The 20,769-nt window shown below is 70.3% G+C and carries 15 protein-coding genes; 8 read left to right on the forward strand and 7 right to left on the reverse strand.

Annotated elements, in window-relative coordinates; translation table 11 throughout:
• Positions 1-42: 42 nt before the first annotated feature.
• From J2847_RS05085 to J2847_RS05105, 5 genes are all read left to right on the forward strand, one after another.
• Positions 43-477: a response regulator gene (locus J2847_RS05085; protein WP_209777638.1), complete on the forward strand. Its 435-nt coding sequence runs from the start codon at positions 43-45 to the stop codon at positions 475-477.
• A 232-nt stretch (positions 478-709) separates the two neighbouring features.
• A complete protein-coding gene (locus J2847_RS05090; RefSeq protein ID WP_211114629.1) occupies positions 710-1,345 on the forward strand; it encodes an exopolysaccharide biosynthesis protein in 636 nt (211 codons plus the stop codon).
• Between the two features lie 25 nt (positions 1,346-1,370).
• Entirely contained in the window at positions 1,371-2,672 is a 1,302-nt protein-coding gene (locus tag J2847_RS05095) for a hemolysin family protein (RefSeq protein WP_209777641.1), read from the forward strand.
• 30 nt (positions 2,673-2,702) lie between these two features.
• Positions 2,703-3,155: a MaoC family dehydratase gene (locus J2847_RS05100; RefSeq protein WP_085554318.1), complete on the forward strand. Its 453-nt coding sequence runs from the start codon at positions 2,703-2,705 to the stop codon at positions 3,153-3,155.
• Positions 3,156-3,344: 189 nt separating this feature from the next.
• Positions 3,345-4,685, forward strand: coding sequence for a DUF1835 domain-containing protein (locus J2847_RS05105; RefSeq protein ID WP_233474297.1), 1,341 nt, complete (start codon positions 3,345-3,347; stop codon positions 4,683-4,685).
• A gap of 95 nt (positions 4,686-4,780) precedes the next feature.
• On the opposite strand, the gene J2847_RS05110 is transcribed toward J2847_RS05105, so the two are convergent.
• Entirely contained in the window at positions 4,781-6,412 is a 1,632-nt protein-coding gene (locus tag J2847_RS05110) for an alpha/beta fold hydrolase (RefSeq protein WP_209777642.1), read from the reverse strand.
• A gap of 233 nt (positions 6,413-6,645) precedes the next feature.
• On the opposite strand from J2847_RS05110, the gene J2847_RS05115 reads away from it, so the two are divergent.
• Positions 6,646-8,262, forward strand: coding sequence for a class I adenylate-forming enzyme family protein (locus J2847_RS05115; protein WP_209777644.1), 1,617 nt, complete (start codon positions 6,646-6,648; stop codon positions 8,260-8,262).
• Position 8,263: 1 nt separating this feature from the next.
• Here J2847_RS05115 and J2847_RS05120 read toward each other — a convergent pair whose 3' ends face one another.
• Both J2847_RS05120 and J2847_RS05125 read right to left on the reverse strand, forming a co-directional pair.
• The gene (locus J2847_RS05120; protein WP_233474298.1) at positions 8,264-9,109 is read right to left on the reverse strand and encodes a response regulator transcription factor; all 846 of its coding nucleotides are present in this window, start codon (positions 9,107-9,109) and stop codon (positions 8,264-8,266) included.
• Positions 9,110-9,283: 174 nt separating this feature from the next.
• Entirely contained in the window at positions 9,284-9,781 is a 498-nt protein-coding gene (locus tag J2847_RS05125; RefSeq protein WP_209777646.1) for a response regulator, read from the reverse strand.
• An 892-nt stretch (positions 9,782-10,673) separates the two neighbouring features.
• Between J2847_RS05125 and J2847_RS05130 the strand changes: the two genes are divergently transcribed.
• On the forward strand, positions 10,674-11,438 hold the full coding sequence (locus J2847_RS05130) for a response regulator transcription factor (protein ID WP_209777647.1): 765 nt from the start codon (positions 10,674-10,676) through the stop codon (positions 11,436-11,438).
• 199 nt (positions 11,439-11,637) lie between these two features.
• Entirely contained in the window at positions 11,638-12,801 is a 1,164-nt protein-coding gene (locus tag J2847_RS05135; RefSeq protein ID WP_209777649.1) for a GNAT family N-acetyltransferase, read from the forward strand.
• Positions 12,802-12,899: 98 nt separating this feature from the next.
• Here J2847_RS05135 and J2847_RS05140 read toward each other — a convergent pair whose 3' ends face one another.
• The 4 genes from J2847_RS05140 to J2847_RS05155 form a co-directional block, all read right to left on the reverse strand.
• A complete protein-coding gene (locus tag J2847_RS05140; RefSeq protein ID WP_209777650.1) occupies positions 12,900-14,747 on the reverse strand; it encodes a carbohydrate-binding domain-containing protein in 1,848 nt (615 codons plus the stop codon).
• A 183-nt stretch (positions 14,748-14,930) separates the two neighbouring features.
• Entirely contained in the window at positions 14,931-16,208 is a 1,278-nt protein-coding gene (locus tag J2847_RS05145; protein WP_209777652.1) for an O-antigen ligase family protein, read from the reverse strand.
• The gene (locus J2847_RS05150) at positions 16,205-17,551 is read right to left on the reverse strand and encodes a lipopolysaccharide biosynthesis protein (protein WP_209777653.1); all 1,347 of its coding nucleotides are present in this window, start codon (positions 17,549-17,551) and stop codon (positions 16,205-16,207) included. Before J2847_RS05150 ends, J2847_RS05145 begins: the two co-directional genes overlap by 4 nt.
• A 151-nt stretch (positions 17,552-17,702) precedes the next feature.
• Positions 17,703-20,051 (reverse strand): hypothetical protein, encoded by a 2,349-nt coding sequence (locus tag J2847_RS05155; RefSeq protein WP_209777655.1) that lies wholly within the window; start codon positions 20,049-20,051, stop codon positions 17,703-17,705.
• Positions 20,052-20,769 lie beyond the last annotated feature (718 nt).

Consider the following 20,769-nt stretch of genomic DNA (forward strand, 5'->3'; position numbering starts at 1 on the left):
GTTTTCCGGCCTCGGACGATGCACCGCATTTCGGAGAACGGGATGATGCTTGAGGCCGGCAACGGGACCCGCCGCGTTCGGACGATCCACGACCTGGGCGTCCTGCTGATCGAGGACGACGACTTCACGCGCCGCCTGATCTCCCGCCTGCTGCACGACATCAGGCTGCGCGTGGTGTTCGAGGCGGCGGACGGCGTCCAGGCGCTCGACATCCTGCGGAAGAACGGCGACGACGTCGACATCGCCATCTGCGACCTGGAGATGCCGCGCATGGGCGGGCTGGACCTGCTGCACGCCCTGCGCACCGCCACGGGCAACCCGCTGGCCGAGCTTCCGGTGATCGTGCTGACCAGCCACCGCGAGGCGGAGGTGGTGAAGCGCGCCATCGCCTACGGCATCTCCGGCTATCTGGTGAAGCCGGTGTCGAAGGCCGACCTGATCAAGCGCCTGACCTTCACCCTGCAAAAGGGGCAATAGCGCGGAGTCACGGCCGGTGCGCTTGCCGGCCCCCCGAACGGTCGAGGACCTCAACCCGCGCTGGCGCTTTGCCCTGCCATCCTGTAGAAGGGATTCCCTCGCCGTTGCGTTGCGAAAGGTCCATGGGCCCGCATTTCCCGTCTCCCGGCCGCTCCCGCCCGTCTCCACGGCGCCGGGGATCGTCGTGAGCCAAGACCGACCTCCGGGCCGACCTTCGGGCCGATCTCCGGGATTGTCCGACGCCAGCCGTGCCGACCGGGACGCGTCCCACGGCCGCGTTTCCGATCTTCTGAACGAGTTCCTGGCGCGCGACCACGGCCCGCGCATCGCGCTCGGCGACGTGATGGCGCTGCTGGGCGACCGCGCCTTCGGCGCGCTGCTGCTGATCCTGTCCATTCCGAACATCCTGCCGGTGCCCGGCCTGTCCACCGCGACCGGCCTGCCGATGATCCTGATCGGCGCCCAGATGGCCGCCGGGCGGTCCGGCCCCTGGCTGCCGCGGCGCATGGCGGCGGTGACGCTCGACCGCGACGCCTTCCTGGCGGTGATGCGGCGCGCCGAGCCCTGGGCCGGGCGGGTCGAGCGCCATCTGCGCGAGCGGCTGCCGCAACTTGTCGGCGCCACGGCGGAACGGCTGCTCGGGGTCGCGGTGATGATCCTGGCCGGCATCCTGGCCCTGCCCATCGTCTTCGGCAACCAGCCGCCCGCCTTCGCCATCGCCCTGATCGCGCTCGGGCTGATCGAGCGCGACGGCGCCTTCGTCCTGGCCGGCCTGATCGCCGGCCTTCTCGCCATCGCCATCATCGCCGCCGTCCTGCTCGGTCTCGGGCAGGCGGGGACGGTGCTGTGGCAACATCTGTTCGGTTGAGGGAGCGGCCTTCGGGCACGACGCCATGATCTGGGAACTGCTGGTCATCTTCCTGCTGATACTGCTCAACGCCTTCTTCGCCATGTCGGAGATGGCGCTGGTGTCGGCGCGTCGCGCCCGGCTCCAGCAGATGGCCGAAAGCAAGGGCGCCCATGGCGCCCGCGCCGCGCTGGAGCTGTCGGAGGATCCGGGCCGCTTCCTGTCCACCGTGCAGGTCGGCATCAGCCTCACCGGCATCATCGCCGGCGCCTATGGCGGCGCGACGCTGGCGGAGCGTTTCGGCTCGGTGCTCAACGAGGTGCCGTGGATCGCGCCCTACGGCCAGCCGGCCGCCTTCGCGCTGGTCGTCGCGGCGATCACCTACTTCTCGCTGATCATCGGCGAACTGGTGCCCAAGCGCATGGCGCTGGTCGACGCCGAGCGCATCGCCGCCTTCGTCGCCGGCCCGATGCGGGCGCTGTCGCGCATCGCCTCGCCCGTCGTCTGGCTGCTCGGCGTGTCCACCGACACGGTGCTGAAGCTGCTGCGCCTGCCCACCGCCCGCGAGCAGACGGTGACGGAGGAGGAGGTCAAGTCCCTCATCAAGGAGGGCACCCAGACCGGCGTGTTCGAGCCGGCCGAGCGCCAGATGATCGAGGGCGTGCTGCATCTGGCCGACCGCAGCGTGCGCTCGATCATGACGCCGCGCCCCGACCTGATCTGGCTCGACATCAACGACCCCGCCGAATCGGTGGGGCGCGAGATCCGCGAGAGCGGCTATTCGCGCTTTCCCGTCTGCCGTGGCGACGTCGACGAGCTGGAGGGCATCGTCTCGGCCAAGGCGCTGCTCGACCAGTCGCTGAACGGAGTCTCCTTCGACCTGAAGGCGGCGCTGGCGGAACCGCTGGTCGTCCATGACGGCACCCCCGTGCTGCGGCTGCTCGACCTGTTCAAGCAGGCCAGCGTCCACATGGCGGTGGTGGTCGACGAATACGGCAGCGTCGAGGGCATCGTGACGATGACCGACATCCTGGAGGCCATCGCCGGCGAGCTGCCCGAGCACGGCCACGAGGGCGAGGCCTCGGCGGTCCAGCGCGAGGATGGCAGCTGGCTGGTCGACGGCATGACCCCGATCGAGGAGGTCGAGGCGCTGGTCGGCGTGAAGAACATGAAGGGCGAGGGCGATTTCCACACGCTGGCCGGCTTCCTGCTCGACCGGTTCGGGCATGTGCCGACGGCGGCCGAGCATTTCCACTGGAACGGCATCCGCTTCGAGGTGGTGGACATGGACGGGCGCCGCATCGACAAGGTGATGATCCAGCTCAATCCGGAGCTGTCGGAAGGCTGAGGCGGGAACGGGAGAGGGAAGGGAACGGGGATGAGCGGCCGCTATTTCGAGGATTTCCGCGTCGGCGACGTGGTCGAGACCGAGGGAATGACCCTCACCGACAGCCAGATCATGGATTTCGCCCAGCGCTTCGACCCGCAGCCCTTCCATGTCGACGCGGTGGCGGCGGCGGACGGGCCGTTCCAGGGGCTGATCGCCAGCGGCTTCCACACCCTGTCGCTGACCTTCCGCCTGCTGCGCGACACCGGGATCATCACCGGCACCAGCCTGGGCGGGTCGGGGGTGGACGAGCTGCGCTGGCTTCTGCCGGTGCGCCCCGGCGACACGCTGCGCGTCCGGATCGAGGTCGCCGAGACCAGGCCGTCGCGGCGCGGCGACCGTGGAACGGTAAAGCTGGCCTACGCAACGCTGAACCAGCGTGGCGAGACGGTGATGACCTGCTTCATGCACCACATCATCGCCGCGCGGACGGTGGCGGTGTGAGCGGGCACCGCTTGGCGGCTGCCCGGCGGGCTTGACGGATCCGCCCGCGTCCGTACACTCGGGCGCGGGTCTGGTCGGCCCCTCCCGTCCGCGGAAAGGGCTGCGCCCGCGACCACAGAGCCCGAGGCCGAGTTTCCCCTCCCTTTTCTGTCTGTCGGCGGACACGGATGCGCATGAAAAGGGATCCTCATGTCCGACCAGAACCGGCGGCCGGGTTGGCCGTTCCGCCTCGACCTTGAGCAGCAGAGGACGCGCGCCAAGGAACTGCTCCGCGCGCTCCGCGCCGGCGACCCCGAGGCCGTGGCCCGTCTCCGGGAGCATCACCCGAACGCCGCCGCCATCGCCGCCACCATCGCCGCCGCCATCGCCGCCGATGGGCCGCCGCGACTCGCCGACGCCCAGCTCGTCATCGCGCGGGAACTCGGCAGCCCGAGCTGGGCGCGGCTGAAGACGCACATCACGGCCCTGCGACGGGCCCAGGACGCGATCGAACGGACGCTCAACCATGGAGCGCCGCCGCCGGACGCCGGTCCGCGAACCCTGCACCTCCGCTGCGGTTCCGACATCCGGAGCACCCTGGCCGGGGCGGGTTTCGTCGGCGATTTCCTGGAGCATTCCGACCCCTGCGCGTTCGGGCCGGTGCCGGCGGGCGACGGCCTGTCCGCCATCCGCGCACGCTTCATCGTCGAGGCCGACGACGGCCTTTCGGACTGGGTGACGGAGGCGGCCATCGCCGAAAGGATGGAGCGGGAGGAGGCGGGGCTGGCGCGGGCCGCCCGCGACTACGAGCGCGTCGTCCTCTGGTGCGAGCACGACAGCTACGACCAGTTGGCGCTGGCTCGCTGGCTCGCGCGATTCCATGAAACCGGGGCTCCGGCGGTGCTGGAAATGGTCGCGATCAACCATTTTCCCGGCGCCGCGCGCTTCATCGGCCTCGGGCAGTTGCCGCCCGAGGCGATCCGCATGCTGTGGCCGACCCGCCGCCCGGTGGCGGTGCCAGCCCTGGCGGCGGGCTGGCGCGTGTGGAACGCGCTGCGCCGCGACGACCCGTCCGAGCTGGCGGCCATCGCCCGGTCGACTCCGGAGGGCTTGCCGGACATGCCGGGGGCGCTCCGCCGCCATCTCCAGGAGTTGCCCTGGACCGGCGACGGGCTGTCGCTGACCGAACGCATCGTCCTCCAATCGCTCGCGGAGGAGGAACTGACGGTCGGGCAGGCCTTCGCGCGGCTGATGCGCCAGCGGGATCCGCTGCCCTGGCTGGGCGACCTGATGTTCCTGTGGATCGTCCGGACCATGGCGAAGGCCGGGGAGCCGCCGCTGGCGATCCTGGACCAGGGGACGGACCAGCCCTGGCCGCGTTGGCGGCTGGCGATCACGCAGGCGGGGCGGGCGATCCTGCGGGGCGAGCGGGACGGGCTGTCGCTGGCGCCTGCGGTGCGCTGGGTCGGTGGGGTCCGCGTCGCGCCGGGCGTGCCGGGCTGGCGCTGGAACGACGCGGACGCGCGGGTCGAGCGGAGACCGCCGCTCTAAAGTTTCGTGCGTTTAATAAGAAACGCACGAAACTTAGCCTTTTGATGACGAGCGGATTCACGCTCCAAACCGATTCCGGTTTTACGCGATCCACTCTAGCCGCGCAGGAAGGCGTCGTAGGCGCCCAGCGTCTCCGCCATCGCCGTGTCCTCCTGATCGGGATACCAGACCGTCGCCGGGGTTCCGGTGACGACGGTGCCGGCGGGGGCCAGTTCCCTGGCCTCCGCCAGCCCCTCGACCAGCATGTCGGTGGGGCCGGCGCAGATCAGCGTCGGGCGGGTCAGGCGGGGCAGGGCGGCGCGGGTGTCGTAGCGGAAGGCGGCCCGGTAGGAGCGGTCGTAATGCGCGCCGCTCTTCAGCAGGCCGACCACCCAGTCGTGCAGCACCTCCGGGGTGGGAACGCCCAGCGCGCGGCCGGCGGCGCGCTCCTGCCGGTACCACGGCCAGAACAGGAACATGTCGCGCCGCATGTTCCAGGCCTGGAGCAGGTGCAACCCCCAGCGGTCGGGCCGCAGCGGCGGGAAGTAGTTGTCCAGGATGTCGGCGTTGAAGCCCGGTGGAATCAGCACCGGCGCCTCCAGCACGACGCGGCCGACCCGCTCGGGATGGCGGACCGTCAGTTCCAGCGCCACCAGCGCCCCGGTGTGCGTCCCCCACAGGTCGAAGCGGGCGAGCCCCAGCGCGTCGGCCACCGCCAGCGCGTCCTCGGCCAGCGTCTCGATGTCCACCGTCCGCTCGGGCTTGTCCGAATCGCCGTTGCCGAGATAGTCGGGGGCGATGACCTCCCGTCCGCCCGCCAGACCGCGGATCAGCGGCAGCAGCGGCGCCGACGATCCCGGCGCCGACTGGAAGGCGAGCAGCGGCGTGCCTCCCGACGCATCCCCCGGCCCGGCCCGGCGCAGATGCACCCGCCCCTTGGGCGTGTCGGCGTGATCGTGCCAGACCGCCGCTGGCTCCGCGAAGGGCCGGGTGGTGAAGGGTTGGGCGGCGAAAGGTTGGGTCGGCGGCAGCGGTCGGCCGGCCGGCAGCTTGGCCCGGACGGCGGCGAGCAGGGCCGGGATCTCCTCCAGCCCCGTCCGCTGGGGAGCGGAGCCGCCCGTGCGCGCGCGGCGCGGCATCGCCCCGGCGCAGGATGCCCACAGCGCCGCGTAGCGTTCCGGCTTCACGGCGGCGGCGACCACCGTGGCGTCGAGCCCGGCCGCGTCCGGCAGCGGGTCGCCGGTCAGGGAGGGGCGGCGCGGGTCGCGCGGGTCGAGGATGTGGGCGTCGCGCAGATGGGCGCACAGCACGGCGAGGTGGGTGCCGTCGGCACGCGGCGCCAGCGGCGGCGGTTGCAGGCCGCGTTCGGCCCAGGCCTCGGCGGCGTCGGCGTTGGCGAGCAGGACGGCCGCCGGCGGGATGGCGAGGGCGTCGACCAGCGCGACCGCCAGCGGCGCCGTCAGATCGAAGGCCAACAGGGCGCAGGGGCCGATTCCGGCGGTGGTCGCCGCCTCGGCGACGAGCGCCGCCAACCCGTCCACGCCGTCGGCCCAGGCGTTGGCGGAGCCGCCGATGCCCGGCAATTCGACCACCGTGACCGTCCAGCCGGGCAGGCGCCGGGCCAGATCGCCGGCACGGACCGACGCCGCCATGATCAGGCCGGGCAGGACCAGCAGGTCTGGGCCGCTGCCCTCCCGCCACAGGCGCAGCTGTCCGGACGCGGTGGTCACGTAATGGGGCTTCGGCATGTCCTCCCTCCTTCTCGATGGTTTGATTGTCTGGCGGATCGTGTGTCGGCAGGCCGTCCCGGGGTGGCGCTCCGGCTGTTGTTCGATGCCAGGATTGTGCCGTTGTTTGACACTCAGTTCATAGGATGACATAATTTTCGAAAGAGGGACAAGCCCGACGCGCCGGACGACCCTATGCCGATCCGCGCGCGGGCGCCGGAAATTCATGAAAAATCAAAGAGGAGAGACGCAGGATGGCGTGGCCGGACGGTGAGGGCTTTCCCAAGCGGCGCGAATTGCTTTTCGGCACCCGCCTCGTGCCGTGCTACAGCGAACGGCCCGCCACGCTCGACGCGATGCTCCGCGCGGCGGTGGCGCGCGCGCCCGGCAACGAGGCGGTGGTCGATGGCGAACGGCGCTTCACCTATCGGGAGCTGGACGCGCTGGTGACGCGGGCCGCCGGGGCGCTGGTCGCGCGCGGCGGCGGGGCGGGCGACCGCGTGGCGCTGGTCCTGACCAACCGGGCGGAGTTCCTGATCGCGCTGTTGGCGGCGGCGCGCATCGGCCTCGTCTCGGTTCCCGTCAGCGCCCGCGAGCAGCGGCCCGGCATCACCGGCATCCTGGCCGATTGCGGGGCGAAGTTCCTCATCCACGACGCCGCCCTGGCCGACCGCATGCCGGAGGAGGGCGCTGTGCCGTCGCTCGTGCTGCGCCTGTCCGTCGGCGGGGCGGCCGGGGGAGCCGAGCCCTTCGAAAATCTGTTGTGCGAAGCGGAGCGCACCCTGCCGGAGGTCCCGCGGAACGAGGAGGACACCGCCGTCATCCTCTACACCTCCGGCACCACGGGCAAGCCGAAGGGCGCGCTGCTGGCGCACGTCAACATCATCCACTCGGCGATGCATTTCGAGGAGTGCTGGCGGTACCGCGACGGCGAGCGGGCGGTCCTCGCGGTGCCGGCGTCGCACGTCACCGGGCTGGTCGCCGTTCTTCTGGCGATGGTCCGCGTCGCCGGCTGCGTCATCCTGATGCCGGCCTTCGACGCGAACGCGTTCCTGGCGCTGGCCAGCCGCGAGCGGATGACCACCACGGTGCTGGTGCCGGCGATGTACAATCTGGTCCTGCTGCGCGGCGACGTCTCGCGGCACGATCTGACATGCTGGCGGATCGGCGGCTTTGGCGGCGCCCCGATGCCGGAGGCGACGGTCGAGGCGATGGCCGAACGGCTGCCCGACCTGCATCTGTTGAACGCCTACGGCTCGACCGAATGCGCGACGATCATCAGCGTCGTGCCGGTCGGCCGCACGCGGGACGGGCTCGACACCGTGGGGATGTGCGTTCCCTGCGGCGACCTGCGCATCGTCGGCGAGGATGGCCGGGAGTGCCCGGCGGGGGAGACGGGGGAGGTGTGGATCCGCGGGCCGATGACGATCCCCGGCTATTGGAACCGCGAGGACGCGACGCGCGCCGGCTTCGTCGACGGGTATTGGCGGTCCGGCGATCTGGGGGCGCTCGACGCGCGGGGCTGGCTGCGGCTGTTCGACCGCAAGGGCGACGTCATCAATCGGGGCGGCTACAAGATTTACAGCGTCGAGCTGGAGAACGCGCTGGCCCGCCATCCGGACGTCGTCGAGGTGGCGGCCGTCGCCCATCCCGATCCGGTGCTGGGCGAGAAGATCCACGTCTTCGTCACCACCGCCTCGGCGGCGCTGACCGCCGAGGATGTGCGGGTGTTCTGCCGCGCCGCGCTGGCCGAGTACAAGGTGCCCGACCATGTGACGCTGCTTCGGGAGGCTCTGCCGCGCAATGCCAACGGCAAGGTGACGAAACGGGTGCTGCGCGACCGGGTAATGGGCCGGGTGGCGGGAGCGTAGGTCAGGCCGCCTCGGCCTGCAACGCGCCGGCCGTCTCGCTGGTCCAGCGGTAGCCGAAGCCCGGATAGTTGCCGATGCTGTCGAACTCGGCGTCGATGGCGCGGAACTTCTGGCGGATGCGCTTGATGAAGGCGCGGACGTTGGCGCGGAAGCCCTGGCCGCCGTGGCCGGCCATGAAGCCCGGACCATGGACCAGGTCGTAGATCTCGCGGTAGGAGACGTCGGCGTCCGGCCGGGTCGCCATCAGCTTGACCATGTTGAACTCGGTCAGCGTCAGGTCCAGGCGCTGGCCCTTCCACAGGGCGCGGCTCTGGTCGAGCCGCAGCTCCAGGTCGCCGATCACCTGCATCGCCGGCCCGGTTTCGGCCGGCGCGTCGCCGTTGGCGACGGGGCCCCGGGTGCTGTCCATCGCCAGCGCCATGCGGCGCAGCAGGATCGGCAGGCGGCGGGTCTTCTCGACGAAATCGACGGCGCCGTTGGCCAGCGCCATCTCCTCGGCGGCGTCGTGGACCTTGTCGGCGAGGCAGATCACCGGCGCGCTCAGGCCGCGGTCGCGGGCGTCGCGCAGGATCGCGGCGGCGTCGGCGCCGGGGATGTTCCAGTCGAGCAGCACGATGTCGGTCTGGCCGCCGTTGGCGAGATAGTCCAGCGCCGGGCCGCTGCGGTCGAACAGGCGGACGTCGTACCCCTGGTCGGCCAGCGTGGTGCCCAGCGCCTCGCGGAAGCGGTCGTCGGCGTCGACCAGGGCGACGCGGGCGATGGCCTCGGCCATGCGGGCGGTGCTGGTGTTGGCGCTGGCGGCGGCCGGGGCGAAGGAAGAAAGGTCGGTGATGGTGGCGGTCGTCATCGGCTTGCTTCTCGCGTAGGTTGGGGTGGGCGGGGCCGGTGTGGCGCCAGTGCCCGCGTCGGTTGCCCAACAATGCGGCCGTTAAGGTTAATGAGCTTTTAAAGTCACATCCGCTACCACTTCTTTGCAACCAAACAGTCACGGAACAGGCAGCGGACGGGGCGAGCGGCCGTATCAGCCGTCCGGCAAATTCAGCCGCTCGCCCCTGTGCAGACGGCGGATCGCGTCGATCAGGGCAGCCAGGGAGACCGCGACGGACAGGACGCCGCTCAGGCCCGACCGCCGTCCCTCCTCCAGCAGGGGGGGCCGCATCCGCTCGGTCAGCACTGCCACCGGCGGGTGGGGCCGCTCGGCCAGCAGGGCCTCGATCACCCGGCCGATGCGCCCGACGCTCGGGCCGGAACGGCCGATGGCGACCAGCACCACGTCGGCCCGGCCCAGCACCGCGCGCAGGTCGGCGAGCGCCTGCGCGCTCGTCGCGTGCCACGCCGACAGGCCGCTGTCGCTGCCGTTGATGGCCTTGACCAGGCTTTCGCCGAACAGAACCCGGTCGTCGATCACGCCGAGCAGGAGAGGGGCCGACGACGCGTTTCCGTCCCCCCGTCCCGGAGCGTGCCGTGGCGTCGACGGACGGTCGGCGGCCGTCAGGCCGCACAGCATGACACTTTCCACCGACGTCCTGCACACGCGACCGCCCCCTTCTTCCGGATGCCGACCGTCTTCCGTACCGGGAAACCCACGCAGGCGCGCTGGACGCCACCCTGACCCGTCGAGGCTGCTGCGAAACCGATCCTCCCTTTCCCGGCCGTCATCCCCGCGAAGGCGGCGATCCGACCCTGCCCATTGGTTCCGCCTGGAAGGACCCGTCTCCCCGTCTTCGCGGGGATGGCGGAGGGAAAGGCGGATCCCGGTTCCGACGGGGATCGAGGCTGCGGAGCCGGTGCCTGCGCACGCGGGTGGGGACGATGGAGGATTCCTCGTCCGCCCAACTCTTCGTCCGTCCAAGTCTTCCAATGCAATAATACCGCCTTGATTCAAGTAAACTTCCGGACGCTTTCCCGTCAACAGCAACATTCCGCCGATCCGTCGTCAAAGCTGACTAAGCCAATCCCGATGACGGCCATCCGTTTTGACCCCGCTCGATCGCCAGGCATTTTCGGGCAAAGCCGTTCCGGGTTCCGCACGGCACGCCCCCGGTGCCGGGCGGGGCGCGGTCGCCGGCCGTCCCTACGTCGGAATTGGTACGGGCAGCCCCCTTCTCCCTGGCGAGCTTCACCGAACTGTGCATTTACCGCCTAACCTTCCCTCAGTACAGTGACGATGCCAGGGAGTGATCACTCATGATCATCACCGATCATGATAGGGAAGACGGCAGCCGGACAAATCCGCTCAAAGACGAATGGGAGAATCACCAGATCGATTTTCTCTGATCGGACTTTGGGTGGGACGGGAATGTTCCTATCGAAAGGGGATGGCGGGGGCGTCACGGAAGATTCGAGGTATCGCGCCGCAAGGAAAACCATACCGCCGGGGGGCCGGCCACATCGAAGGGAGAAGGGCGACGATGAGCAGCATCAGCATCCATGACGACCCGGCGGCCAGGGCGGGGGGGCTCGGCGGGCCGGCGGCACGGACGAGAACGGACCGCATCCTGGTCGTCCTGGTCGACGAGAACAGCCTGACGCGGGACTGCTTCGCGCTCAGCCTCGGCACGCTTGGCGAGGGGATGACGGTGATTCCGGTGGCGTCGCTGCGGGAGGCCGGCGACCTCATGGCCAGCGGGGAGCGCATCGACGTCGTCCTCTGCCACATCGGCGCCGACCGCGCGCTGGGCGAGGCGCGCACGGCGGCGCTCCGGGAAGACGGCGCCCCGGTCCGCAACACCCCCCTGATCATCATTTCGGACCGCGACGACATCGACCTGATCCTGGAATGCCTCGGCCTTGGGGTGCGCGGCTACATCGTGTCGAGCCTCGGTCTGGGCGTCGCGCTGGAGGCCATCCGGCTGGTGGTGGCGGGCGGCACCTTCGTGCCGGCCTCGTCACTGCACAAGCTCACCCGTTTCGGCGGCCCGCGCGGCGAGCCGGCGGCGTCCGCCCAGGCCAGCATGGAGGGGCTGACGCCGCGCGAGCTGGCGGTGCTGAAATGCCTGCATGAAGGCAAGTCGAACAAGCTCATCGCCTACCAGCTCGGCATGTGCGAGAACACGGCCAAGGCCCATGTCCGCAACATCCTGAAGAAGATGGGCGCCACCAACCGGACGGAGGCCGCCTATCTAGCCCACCGCTGCCTCCTCGACAACGCGCCCCCGGCGGCGGCCCCGGCCTGATCCCCCTGCCGGCGGAGCGGTCCGGGCGGGCGGCGGCCCGCCTCCGCTCTTGCGACTAGTCAGGAATGCGCAGGACTTTTAAAATATTCGCGCGGTGACCACGACCTTTTTTCTTCGGTACACCCATCCGCTTCTTTGGCCGGAGGCGGGGATGTGTCCGATAGTCTCGGGCATCTCCGCCACAGCCGAGGGCCATCCGATGACAGGCTCCAGAATCGACGTGGTCTCGGACATCCGGGGCCTCGCGGCTCTCCGGGACGACTGGAACGACCTCGCGGCGGGCGGAAATCCGCTGCTCCGCCACGAATGCGCGATGGCCTTCACCGAGGCCTACGGCCGCCTCTACGAACCCCGCGCCGTGGTCCTGCGCGACGGGAGCGGCGTCCGCGCCATCGCTCCGCTGGCGGCGCCCCGCCTCACCGGCAGCTCAACCCTGCATCTGATGGGGCAGCCGCTTCACGAGCCCGCCTCCCTGCTGTACCGGGACGGGGCGGCGCTGGAGGAGCTGTTGGCGGCGCTGGTCGGCTGGCGCCGGCCTTTCCTGCTGCACCGGCTGCCGGCCGACCGGCCGGAAACCGGGCTGCTCCAGGCGGGGCCGCCGCGCCTGACCCGCTGCTTCACCCGGACCGGGCTGGACAGCGCCTGGGTGCCGCTCGGCATGCCCTGGGCTGGTTTCGAGGCGGCGATGGCGTCGCGCCACCGCAGCGCCGTCCGCCGGAAATGGAAAGTCGCCGAGAGCCGCGGCGCTGTCGAATTCGAGGCGCTGGCACCCGACGAGGCGCGGGCCGAGGCCGTCCTGCGCGCCTTCTTCCGCATCGAGCATTCCGGCTGGAAGCGCCGCGACGGAACCTCGATCCTGTCGAACCCGCCGATGGAGCGCTTCTTCCTGCTCTACGGCCGGGCGGTGGCCCGGCTCGGCATGCTTCGGATCTTCTTCCTGAAGATCGGCGGGGAAACCGTCGCCGGCCGCGTCGCCGTCGAGCACGGCCGCACCCTGTGGGAGCTGAAGATCGGCTATGACGAGCGCTGGAGCGAGTGTTCGCCGGGCATCCTGCTGACCCACGCGACGCTGCGCTACGGCTGCGAGAACGGCCTCGCCGCCCATGAATTCCTCGGCGTGCTGGAGCGCTGGGAAAACCTGTGGTCGCCGCGATTGCATCGGTACAACGCGCTGCGCGTCTACCCGGCCACCCTGCGTGGCGGCGTCTCCTTCGCCTGCGACCTGACCGAGGTCGCGGTGCGGCGGTCGCGGATCAGGGCCGCCGCCGCCTGCCGAACCGCGCTCGACCGCCTGTCGGCGGCCTGGCCGGGGGCCCGTCCCGGCGCCCGCTTCGCTCCGATGGAGCCGCGCGAGGAGCGTTGAAGGCGGTGGGGGAAGGCGGCGGGAAAAGGCGGGGCGGAATCGAGAGGAAGGCCGGCAGCGGGTGCTGCCGGCCTCAAGTTTCTTCCAATGACCCGTGATCAGGCCGCGTGGGCGAGGTGCGCGGTGTCCAGGTGGCCGAGCGCGTAGGCGCTCAGCTCCGCCGCCGACGCCGTCAGGCCCGTCGCCATGTCGTGGTGGCTGTCGAGCGCCGCCGCCTCGGCCGCCGGCGCCTGCTGGGCGGCGAGGTGGGTCCACATCGCGTCCGACACCGAGGCCGCGGAGGCCATCGCCGCCTTGGCCGCCGGGAAGAAGGACTTGTCGGCGTTCACCACCAGCGTCCCGTCCCACCACATGTCGGCCTGCCCCTTGACGACGTCCTTGCCGTCCAGCGCGTACTTGTCGTAGCTGACGATGCTGTCGGTCGGCGACACCGCCTTGCCGTTGATCGTGATCTTGCTCACCGTCAGGTTGCGGTCCTGGCCGGCGGCCCAGCCGTCGTTGTCGTACTGCACCTGCACCTTGTGCGCCTGGTCGGCGGTCAGGTTGGTGGTGAAGCTGTAGTCCTTGGCCGTCGTGCCGGTGGTGGCCTCGCCGACCTGCTTGCCGTCGACCAGCAGCTTGAAGTGGGCGTTCACGCCGCCCGCCGGGGTGCCGGTGGCGTTGACCGTGATGGTCGAATCGCCGTTCGTCGGCGTGGTGGCCGCGCCGGCCGGGAAGTCGGCCTTGCCGGCGTTGACCACCAGCGTGCCGTTCCACCACAGGTCGGCCTGGCCCTTCACCACGTCCTTGCCGTCCAGCGCCCCCTTGTCGTAGGTCACGGCGCTGTCCGTCGCCTTGTAGACGTGGCCGTTGACGCTGACGGTGTTGACCTTCAGGTTGCGGTCCTGGCCGGCGGCCCAGCCGTCGTTGTCGTACTGCACCTGGATCTTGTGGGCCTGGTCGGGGGTGACGTCGGCGGTGAAGGTGAAGTTCTGCGCCGTCGTGCCGGCCGTGCCCTCGCCGATCTGCTTGCCGTCGACCAGCAGCTTGAAGTGGGCGTTCACGCCGCCCGCCGGGGTGCCGGAGGCGTTGACCACGATGGTCGCCTTGCCGGCCGTCGGGCTGGTCGGCTCGGTCGGGGTGGTGGGCGTCGTCGGCGTGGTGGGGGTGGTCGGAGTCGTCGGGTTGGTGGGCGTGGTCGGGGTGGCGCCCGGCCCGTCATAGCCCTCCTGCGGCGTCACCTCCTTGGCGCTGGGGTCGTAGGAATAGGCGCGGATATAGTCCACCTGCTTGGTCGCGCTCATGGTCGAGGCGGCCGGCTGGATGTCCTTGAACACCGCGAGGTTGGTGATGATGTTGGTCGGGGCCGAGGGCGAGCCCGACGCGCTGGCGACCTTCACGCCGTCGATGTACCAGGTCGTGCCGGTGGGACGGATGTCCACGCCGTAGGTGTGGAAGTCCGTGGTCGGATCGAAGGGCAGGTCGTAGATGCTGCCGCCGCCCGAGCCGGCGTGCGAGGTCAGGTAGATCTTCGACTTGTTGTCCGAGTAGTATTCGTAGGCGTCGGTTTCCTGCCAGGAGTTCACGCCGGGCGCCTGCCAGGTCCAGAAGGCGGGCCAGAAGCCCTTCTCCGCCGGCATCTTGGCGCGTTCCTCGATGTAGCCGTACTGGAAGGTGAAGGACGGCGAGGTGGTCAGCAGCGCCGAGGTCCAGTCGTAATGGGTGCCCGAGGCCGAGGTGTAGGACTCGCGCTTGGCGGTCAGCGACAGAATGCCATCCGAGACGGTGGCGTTCTTCATCTGGTTCCACTCGAGCTGCCGGTTGCCGAGGTTGCCGTGGCCGCCATCCGCTTCGGCGCTGGAGCTGTCGGTCCATTTGGTCGTGTCGACCTTGGTGCCGTTGAACTCGTCGTCGAAGACGAGCTTCCAGGTGCTGCCAGCCGGGGCCTGAGGGGTGAGGTTCGCCATATCACCGAGTCCTTTGCGAAGTCTGTCGTCAAGTGCTGTTTGCTTGAGACAATATCGCCGCGAACTTATCTAAAATGTTGTGATGCATCCGGGAGACAGTTGGGACGCCTCGCGAAGCCTCCAATCCTGGATTTTCCTCGAATTGTCACGGAACGGTTCAGCGTCCGTAAACCAGTGTGGTCCCTACGGGCCGGGCCGCCGGGATGCCGTCCAGCGCGGCAGCAGGAAGACGACGAACCACAGAAGCGTCGCCTGAAGGCGGTTGGTGCCCGCGGTTGGGATGAAGGAGTAGGGGATGGCGATGCTCCACAGGGCGATGATGGTGATCGCCCGGTCGCGCGCCGTCGCCAGGGCGTCGCGCATCAGGGTGCCGTAGAGCGCGACGAAGATCGCGGCGGCCGGAAGCCCGAAGGGGATGGCGATGTCCATCAGGATGTTGTGCGCGCTGTCCACCTTGGCCTCGTACTGGAACAGGTAGGTGAACCAGGGGGCGTAGAAGTCGTGGAAGGCGGTGCTGCCGACGCCGAACAGCGGCGCGTCGCGCAGGATGGCGAGGCCGGTCTCCAGCAGGAAGGTGCGCTCCAGGTTGCTCGGCGTCTCCAGGTCGGAGCCGTAGATGGCGTCCGACGGCATGTAGACGGTTCCGACGATCGGCATCAGCGGCAGGGCCAGCAGCACGGCGACCAGCAGCGCCGTGCAGAGGCGCCGGCCGACGACGCGCCCGCCGATCCGGTCGGCCAGGACCCAGCCGAAGCCGAGCACGATCATCAGCAGCGTCGTGCGCGACAGCGTCACGGCGCAGGAGATCAGCGAGGTGGCGCAGGCGAAGCGCCAGAGCCGCAGCTGCCCGCGCGACATCACCGGGCGCAGCGCCCAGGCGACCAGCAGGCAGGCCGTCGGCGCCGGGGTGATCCATTTGAAGGAATCGGCCGACTCGTTCAGCGAATAGCCGGTGTCGACCCCGCCCAGCTCGGCGAGGCTGATGGTGAAGAAGAACAGCCATTTCGACGCGTACATGCCGACGCACATCTTCATGAAGGGAAGCTGGTCCTCGGCGGTGGCGAACAGGATGATCGGCAGCAGCAGCACCGGAAAGCGGAAGGCGGTCTTGGCGATCCCGTCCGCCCCGGTTCCGGCCATGACGTCGGCGAGCACCGTCCACAGCGCGAGCGCGCCGATCAGCGCCAGCCCGACAGCGTGGAACCGGCGCTGGCGCGGGTCGGCCGGAAGGCCGGCGCGCGCCAGCAGGGCGGCCAGCATGACGAACTCGCCGAACTTGACCGGCGCCACCGTCTCCACGGCCATGGAGACCAGATCGGCCGCCAGCCCGAACAGGAACCAGGAATCGGTCAGGGTCAGGGCGCGCCCCGGCGCCACCGCCGCCCCCGGCCGGGAGGCGGGCACGGCGGCGGCGACCGGCCCGGCCGGGGGCGGCCCGCCGGTCTTCAGCAGGGCGCTCATCCCACGCCCCGCGTGGCCGGGGTCAGCGCCGTCGCCGCCGGGCGGCGGAGCCTCCAGGCGATCGCCGCCAGCGTCGGCAGCAGCACCACGACGGGGTAGGCGGCGACGCCGCCCCAGACGATGCCGGCCGGGCCGAGATGCTCCGCGAGGACAATCTTGGCGGCGACCATCACGACGGTGGCGACGGTCATGATGCGGGCCAGCGCCGGGACGAAGGGGGTGTTGCAGGCGCAGGCGCTGGTCGCCGCGCCCAGCGCGTAGAGCGGCAGCCAGACGGCGCAGGCCAGCATCAGGCCGGCGGGAACGGCGATGCCCGCCCCGACCCAGAAACGCAGGATGTCGTTGCCGAACCCGGCGAGGGCGGCCGCCAGCGGCAGCGCGATCAGCAGCGCCATCGCCAGCGAGCGGCCGAGGATCCGCCACACCTCAGCCACCCGTCCGCCGGCCAGCGGGGCGGCGTAGAGCGGCCAGTAGGGGACCAGCATCATGCCGATCACCGCCTGGAGCGAGGTGACCAGCTTGATGGCGACGCCGCACTGCGCCGCCACCTCGCCGCCCAGCGCGTAGAGCGCGATGATCGCGTCGGTGCCGATGCAGACGAGGGTCGCCACCGAGATGACGAAGAACAGCGCCCCCGAGCGCAGGAAACGCAGCGCCAGCCGGAAATCCGCCGCCTTGGCTGTGGGGGCGATGGCGAGCCGCCCGCGCCGGAAGAACAGGATGGTGTTGACGACGTTGACCACCACCGGCGGCACCGTGATGGCCAGCGTCAGCGCGATCATCCCGCCGCCGGCGACGCAGGCGACGGCGACCGACAGCACCATCAGCCCGGTGGCGACCGTGTCCCAGAAATAGTGGATGTGGCTTTCGTGGCAGGCCAGCCGCATCTTGCCGACCACCCCGACCGGCGCCAGCAGGCCGAGGCAGACGACGGCGATGGTCAACGCCAGCGCCCCCTCCCGCGCGGTGGCGGACTGCTGGACCGGCAGCCACTGGTCGATGGGCAGCGTCGCGTGGGCCAGCAGGCTGCCGGCGACGATCAGCGCGCCGAAGGCGAGCAGGATGGCGTAGGCGGTGGCGATGCAGCGCCGGGCGCCGGATTCGTCCCGCGTCTCGATGGCGAGCCCCAGCCGGTTGACCAGATCGCCGCCGATGCCGAGGTCGATGACGCCGCCGAAGGCCATCAGCCCGGTGACGGCGATCCACAGCCCGAACTCCTCGGCGTCGAGGTGGTTGGCGACCAGCGGGATCGTCAGCGCCGTGCAGGCCGCCTGGGCGATCCTCCCGGTCCCCGCCGTGAGCGCCGTCAGGAAGGGCGTCGGGCGCCGTGCGAAGGGTTTCATTCGGTCCCTCGACCTGTCTTTTGCGGGAAAGTGCGATGCCCTCGGGAGATTCACGCGGAATCCCGAGGCTTGTCCGGGGATGCCCGTGCCTGGCACGGGCATGACGGGTCGGAAGGGCGGGGTGGCCGGTTTCGATCCGGTCACGGCCCCCTCACGACGCGCCGACGCCCGGATGGCTGGCGTAGCCGTAGCTCTGGACCTGCGGCTGGTAGAGCGCCTGCCGGCGCATGTCGACCTGGGTCAGCACCACGCCGATTCCCTGGAGGCCGCTGCTGCGCAGGCTCTTCAGCGCCGCCTGGGCGACGTTCGGCCGCGTGCTGTCCCAGCGCAGCGCCAGGATCATGTGGTCGGCGAGCGGGGCGATGATCCGCGCGTCGGACACGCTCAGCACCGGCGGGGCGTCGAGGACGATCAGGTCGTAGCAGCGCCGGGCCTCCAGGATCAGCCGCTCGAAGTCCAGGCTGCGCAGGATGTCCTCGGGATGGGCGTCGCCGTCGCCGGCCGGGATGAAGTCGAGGCCGGTGTCGGGATCGGTGTGGACCAGCCGCTCGAGGCCGGCGAAGCCGGCCTCGAGCGAGCGCAGGCCGGCGACCGGCCGCGGCGGCCTCGCCGACAGCAGCCGGGCCAGGGTCGGGCGCCGCATGTCGCACTCCACCACCAGCGTGCGGATGCGCGACAGCGCGGCGCCGCGGGCGAAGGAGGCGGCGAAGACCGACTTGCCCTCCCCCGGGATCGAGGAGGTGACGAGCACCACCTTGGGGGCCAGCCCGTCGACGCTCTGCTGGACGCCGGTGCGGATCTGGGCCAGCGATTCGCTGTAGGCGCTGGAGCGGTCGCGCGCCACCAGATCGACCGGCCGGCTGTTGCGGCCGCCGTTCCGCCCGCCGCCGCCCCGCCGGGTGTCCAGCGTCATGCCGAGCACCGGCACGCCGAGCAGGGCCTCGGCGTCGGTTTCCGTCCGGATTCCCGCCCGCCGCCGTTCGAGCAGCAGCGCCAGCAGCCCGGCCAGCACGGCCGAGACGACGACCCCGCCGGCCACCAGCAGCGCGCGCGGCGGGAAGGCGTCCTCCGGCACCGGCGCCTCGGAGACGATCCGCGCGTCGGGCGTCTCGGTGCTCTGCTCGGCCAGCGTCTCGCCGGCGCGGTGCAGGAAGGATTCGTAGAGGCTGCGGTCGGCCGCCGCCCGGCGCTGGAGTTCGCGCAGGGCCACCATGTCCTCCTCGGCGACGCCGGCGTTGGATTGCAGGGCCTTCAGACGCTCGCGCGCGGCGGCCTCGCGGCGGGCGGCGGTGTCGACCTCGCCCTGGGCGTTGCGGATGATGCGCTCGATCTCGTCGGCGATCTTGCCGCGCAGGTCGCGCAGCGCCGCCGTCGCCGCGACCACCTCGGGGTGGTTGCCCATGTAGCGTTCGCGCAGGTTGGCGAGCCGCTGCGTCATCTCGGCCTCGCGCTCGCGCAGGCGCTCGATCAGCGGGGATTTCAGCACGGCCGAGCGCGAGGCGGCGCCGTTCGCGTCCTGGGCGGCGCGCCTCAGCTCGGCAAGCGCCGCCTCCTTGTCCGCCCGGTCGGCGGCGATCTGCGACAGCTCCTTGCCGACGCCGCCGAGCTGCTGGGCCGCCAGCGTCTCGCCGCCGACCTGGAACAGCCCGTGGTCGGCGACGTAGCGCTGGACCGCCATGTCGCTCTCGCGCGCCTGGCGTTCCAGCGCCTCCAGCCCGCCCTCGATGCGGCCGTTGGCGCCGCGGATCAGCGCGCGCTTGAGGTCGAGCTGGTCCTTGATGTAGGCGGCGGCATAGGCGTTGGCGACCGCCGCCGCGAGCGTCGGGTCGGTCGAGCGGTAGCGGATGTGGAAGACGTAGGAGCGGCCGTCGACCAGGATCTGGATCCGCTCCTGAAGGGTCTTCGCCACCCGGTCGAGGAAGACGTCGGCGTCGGGGAAGCCCTCGGGCGCCGCCGCCGCCGGGGCGGGAACGTCGGGCAGCAGGCCGGCCGGCAGCCAGGGCGACAGAGCCGCGCGCAGGCGCGCCGTCTCGTTGCGGAGGCGCAGGCCGATGCCGTCGCCCATCCCGTCGCCGAGCGCGCCGCGTCGCCGCGCCGGATCGAGCCGTTCGGCGACCTTGCGGGCCAGCGCATGGGATTGCAGGACGTCGGTTTCCGACTTCACGACGGCGAGGTCGGGGGGCAGGCTCGACACCACGTTGGCGAACTGGAACACCTGCCCCTTGCGGGGTTCGATCATCACCAGCGCGGTTGCCGTGTAGCGCGACGGCACCAGATCGGCGGCGAGCGCGAAGAGTCCGCTCAGCGCGGCCGTCACGGCGACGATCAGCAGAAGATAGCGGCGGAACGCCAGGGCCACCCACCCCAGCCCGGCGTCTCCCGGCCCGGCGTTCCACGACGCGCCCGTCCGCGCGGGGTTCTGTTCGATCACCAGCTCATGGTCGAAGCTGTTCCTCCTTGCGGAAAGCGGGCGACGTCTCTCGTCCTGACTGATTGCCATGTGAACACCCCTTGTTTCCCCAGCGGATCTCCCAGCGGATGGCCGGTGCGTCCGGCGTCGCCGCTGAAGGCATCCCGGTGGATCGTCGTTCCGACGCCGCACTCGGGAACGCCGGCAGGGCCGGCGTCGCGCGCCCCCGTCCGCCGTCCGGGCGGTTCGGTTCCCGGCATGGCGCACCAAATGATGGGCGTCGGGAAAATGAAATCAGGGCAAATCGGCGAATGCCGACAGAGGGACTGTATCAGCAGGGCGCGCCTGTTTAAAGATTTTGATCTTTTTTCATTTCGGCTACCGCAAAGAGTACGGGCGATCAACGATGCCTACGCCAAGTTTTTCATGGAATTCTCCATCTCATCATTTTGGCTGGATGGGAGTGGGGGAGGTATCGTCCCTTCTGACGAGAGGTGGGAAGCGTCGTCCGATCCGTGGGGGCGGGCATCGTCCTTTGTCGGGCCTGTCGCGGAAACGGCGTCCCTGGCCGGCCCGGCCCCGTCGTCCCGGAACGCGCAACCCGCCCCCGATGCGCTCCGCGTCCCCTTTGGCCTTCGATTGGGTGCCGCCGGCCCTCCGGAATGAGTATTCAAAAAAGACGATGGTGGGGTTCTTTGAAATCAATTCGAATGAACTTCCATAATTCAATAAAATTCTTGTCGGCAATCCGGACGAACGTAGAGTGATTATTGATAAATATGCATGGTCTAAATTATAACACAAATAT

Source organism: Azospirillum agricola (assembly GCF_017876095.1).
Lineage (GTDB): Bacteria > Pseudomonadota > Alphaproteobacteria > Azospirillales > Azospirillaceae > Azospirillum > Azospirillum agricola.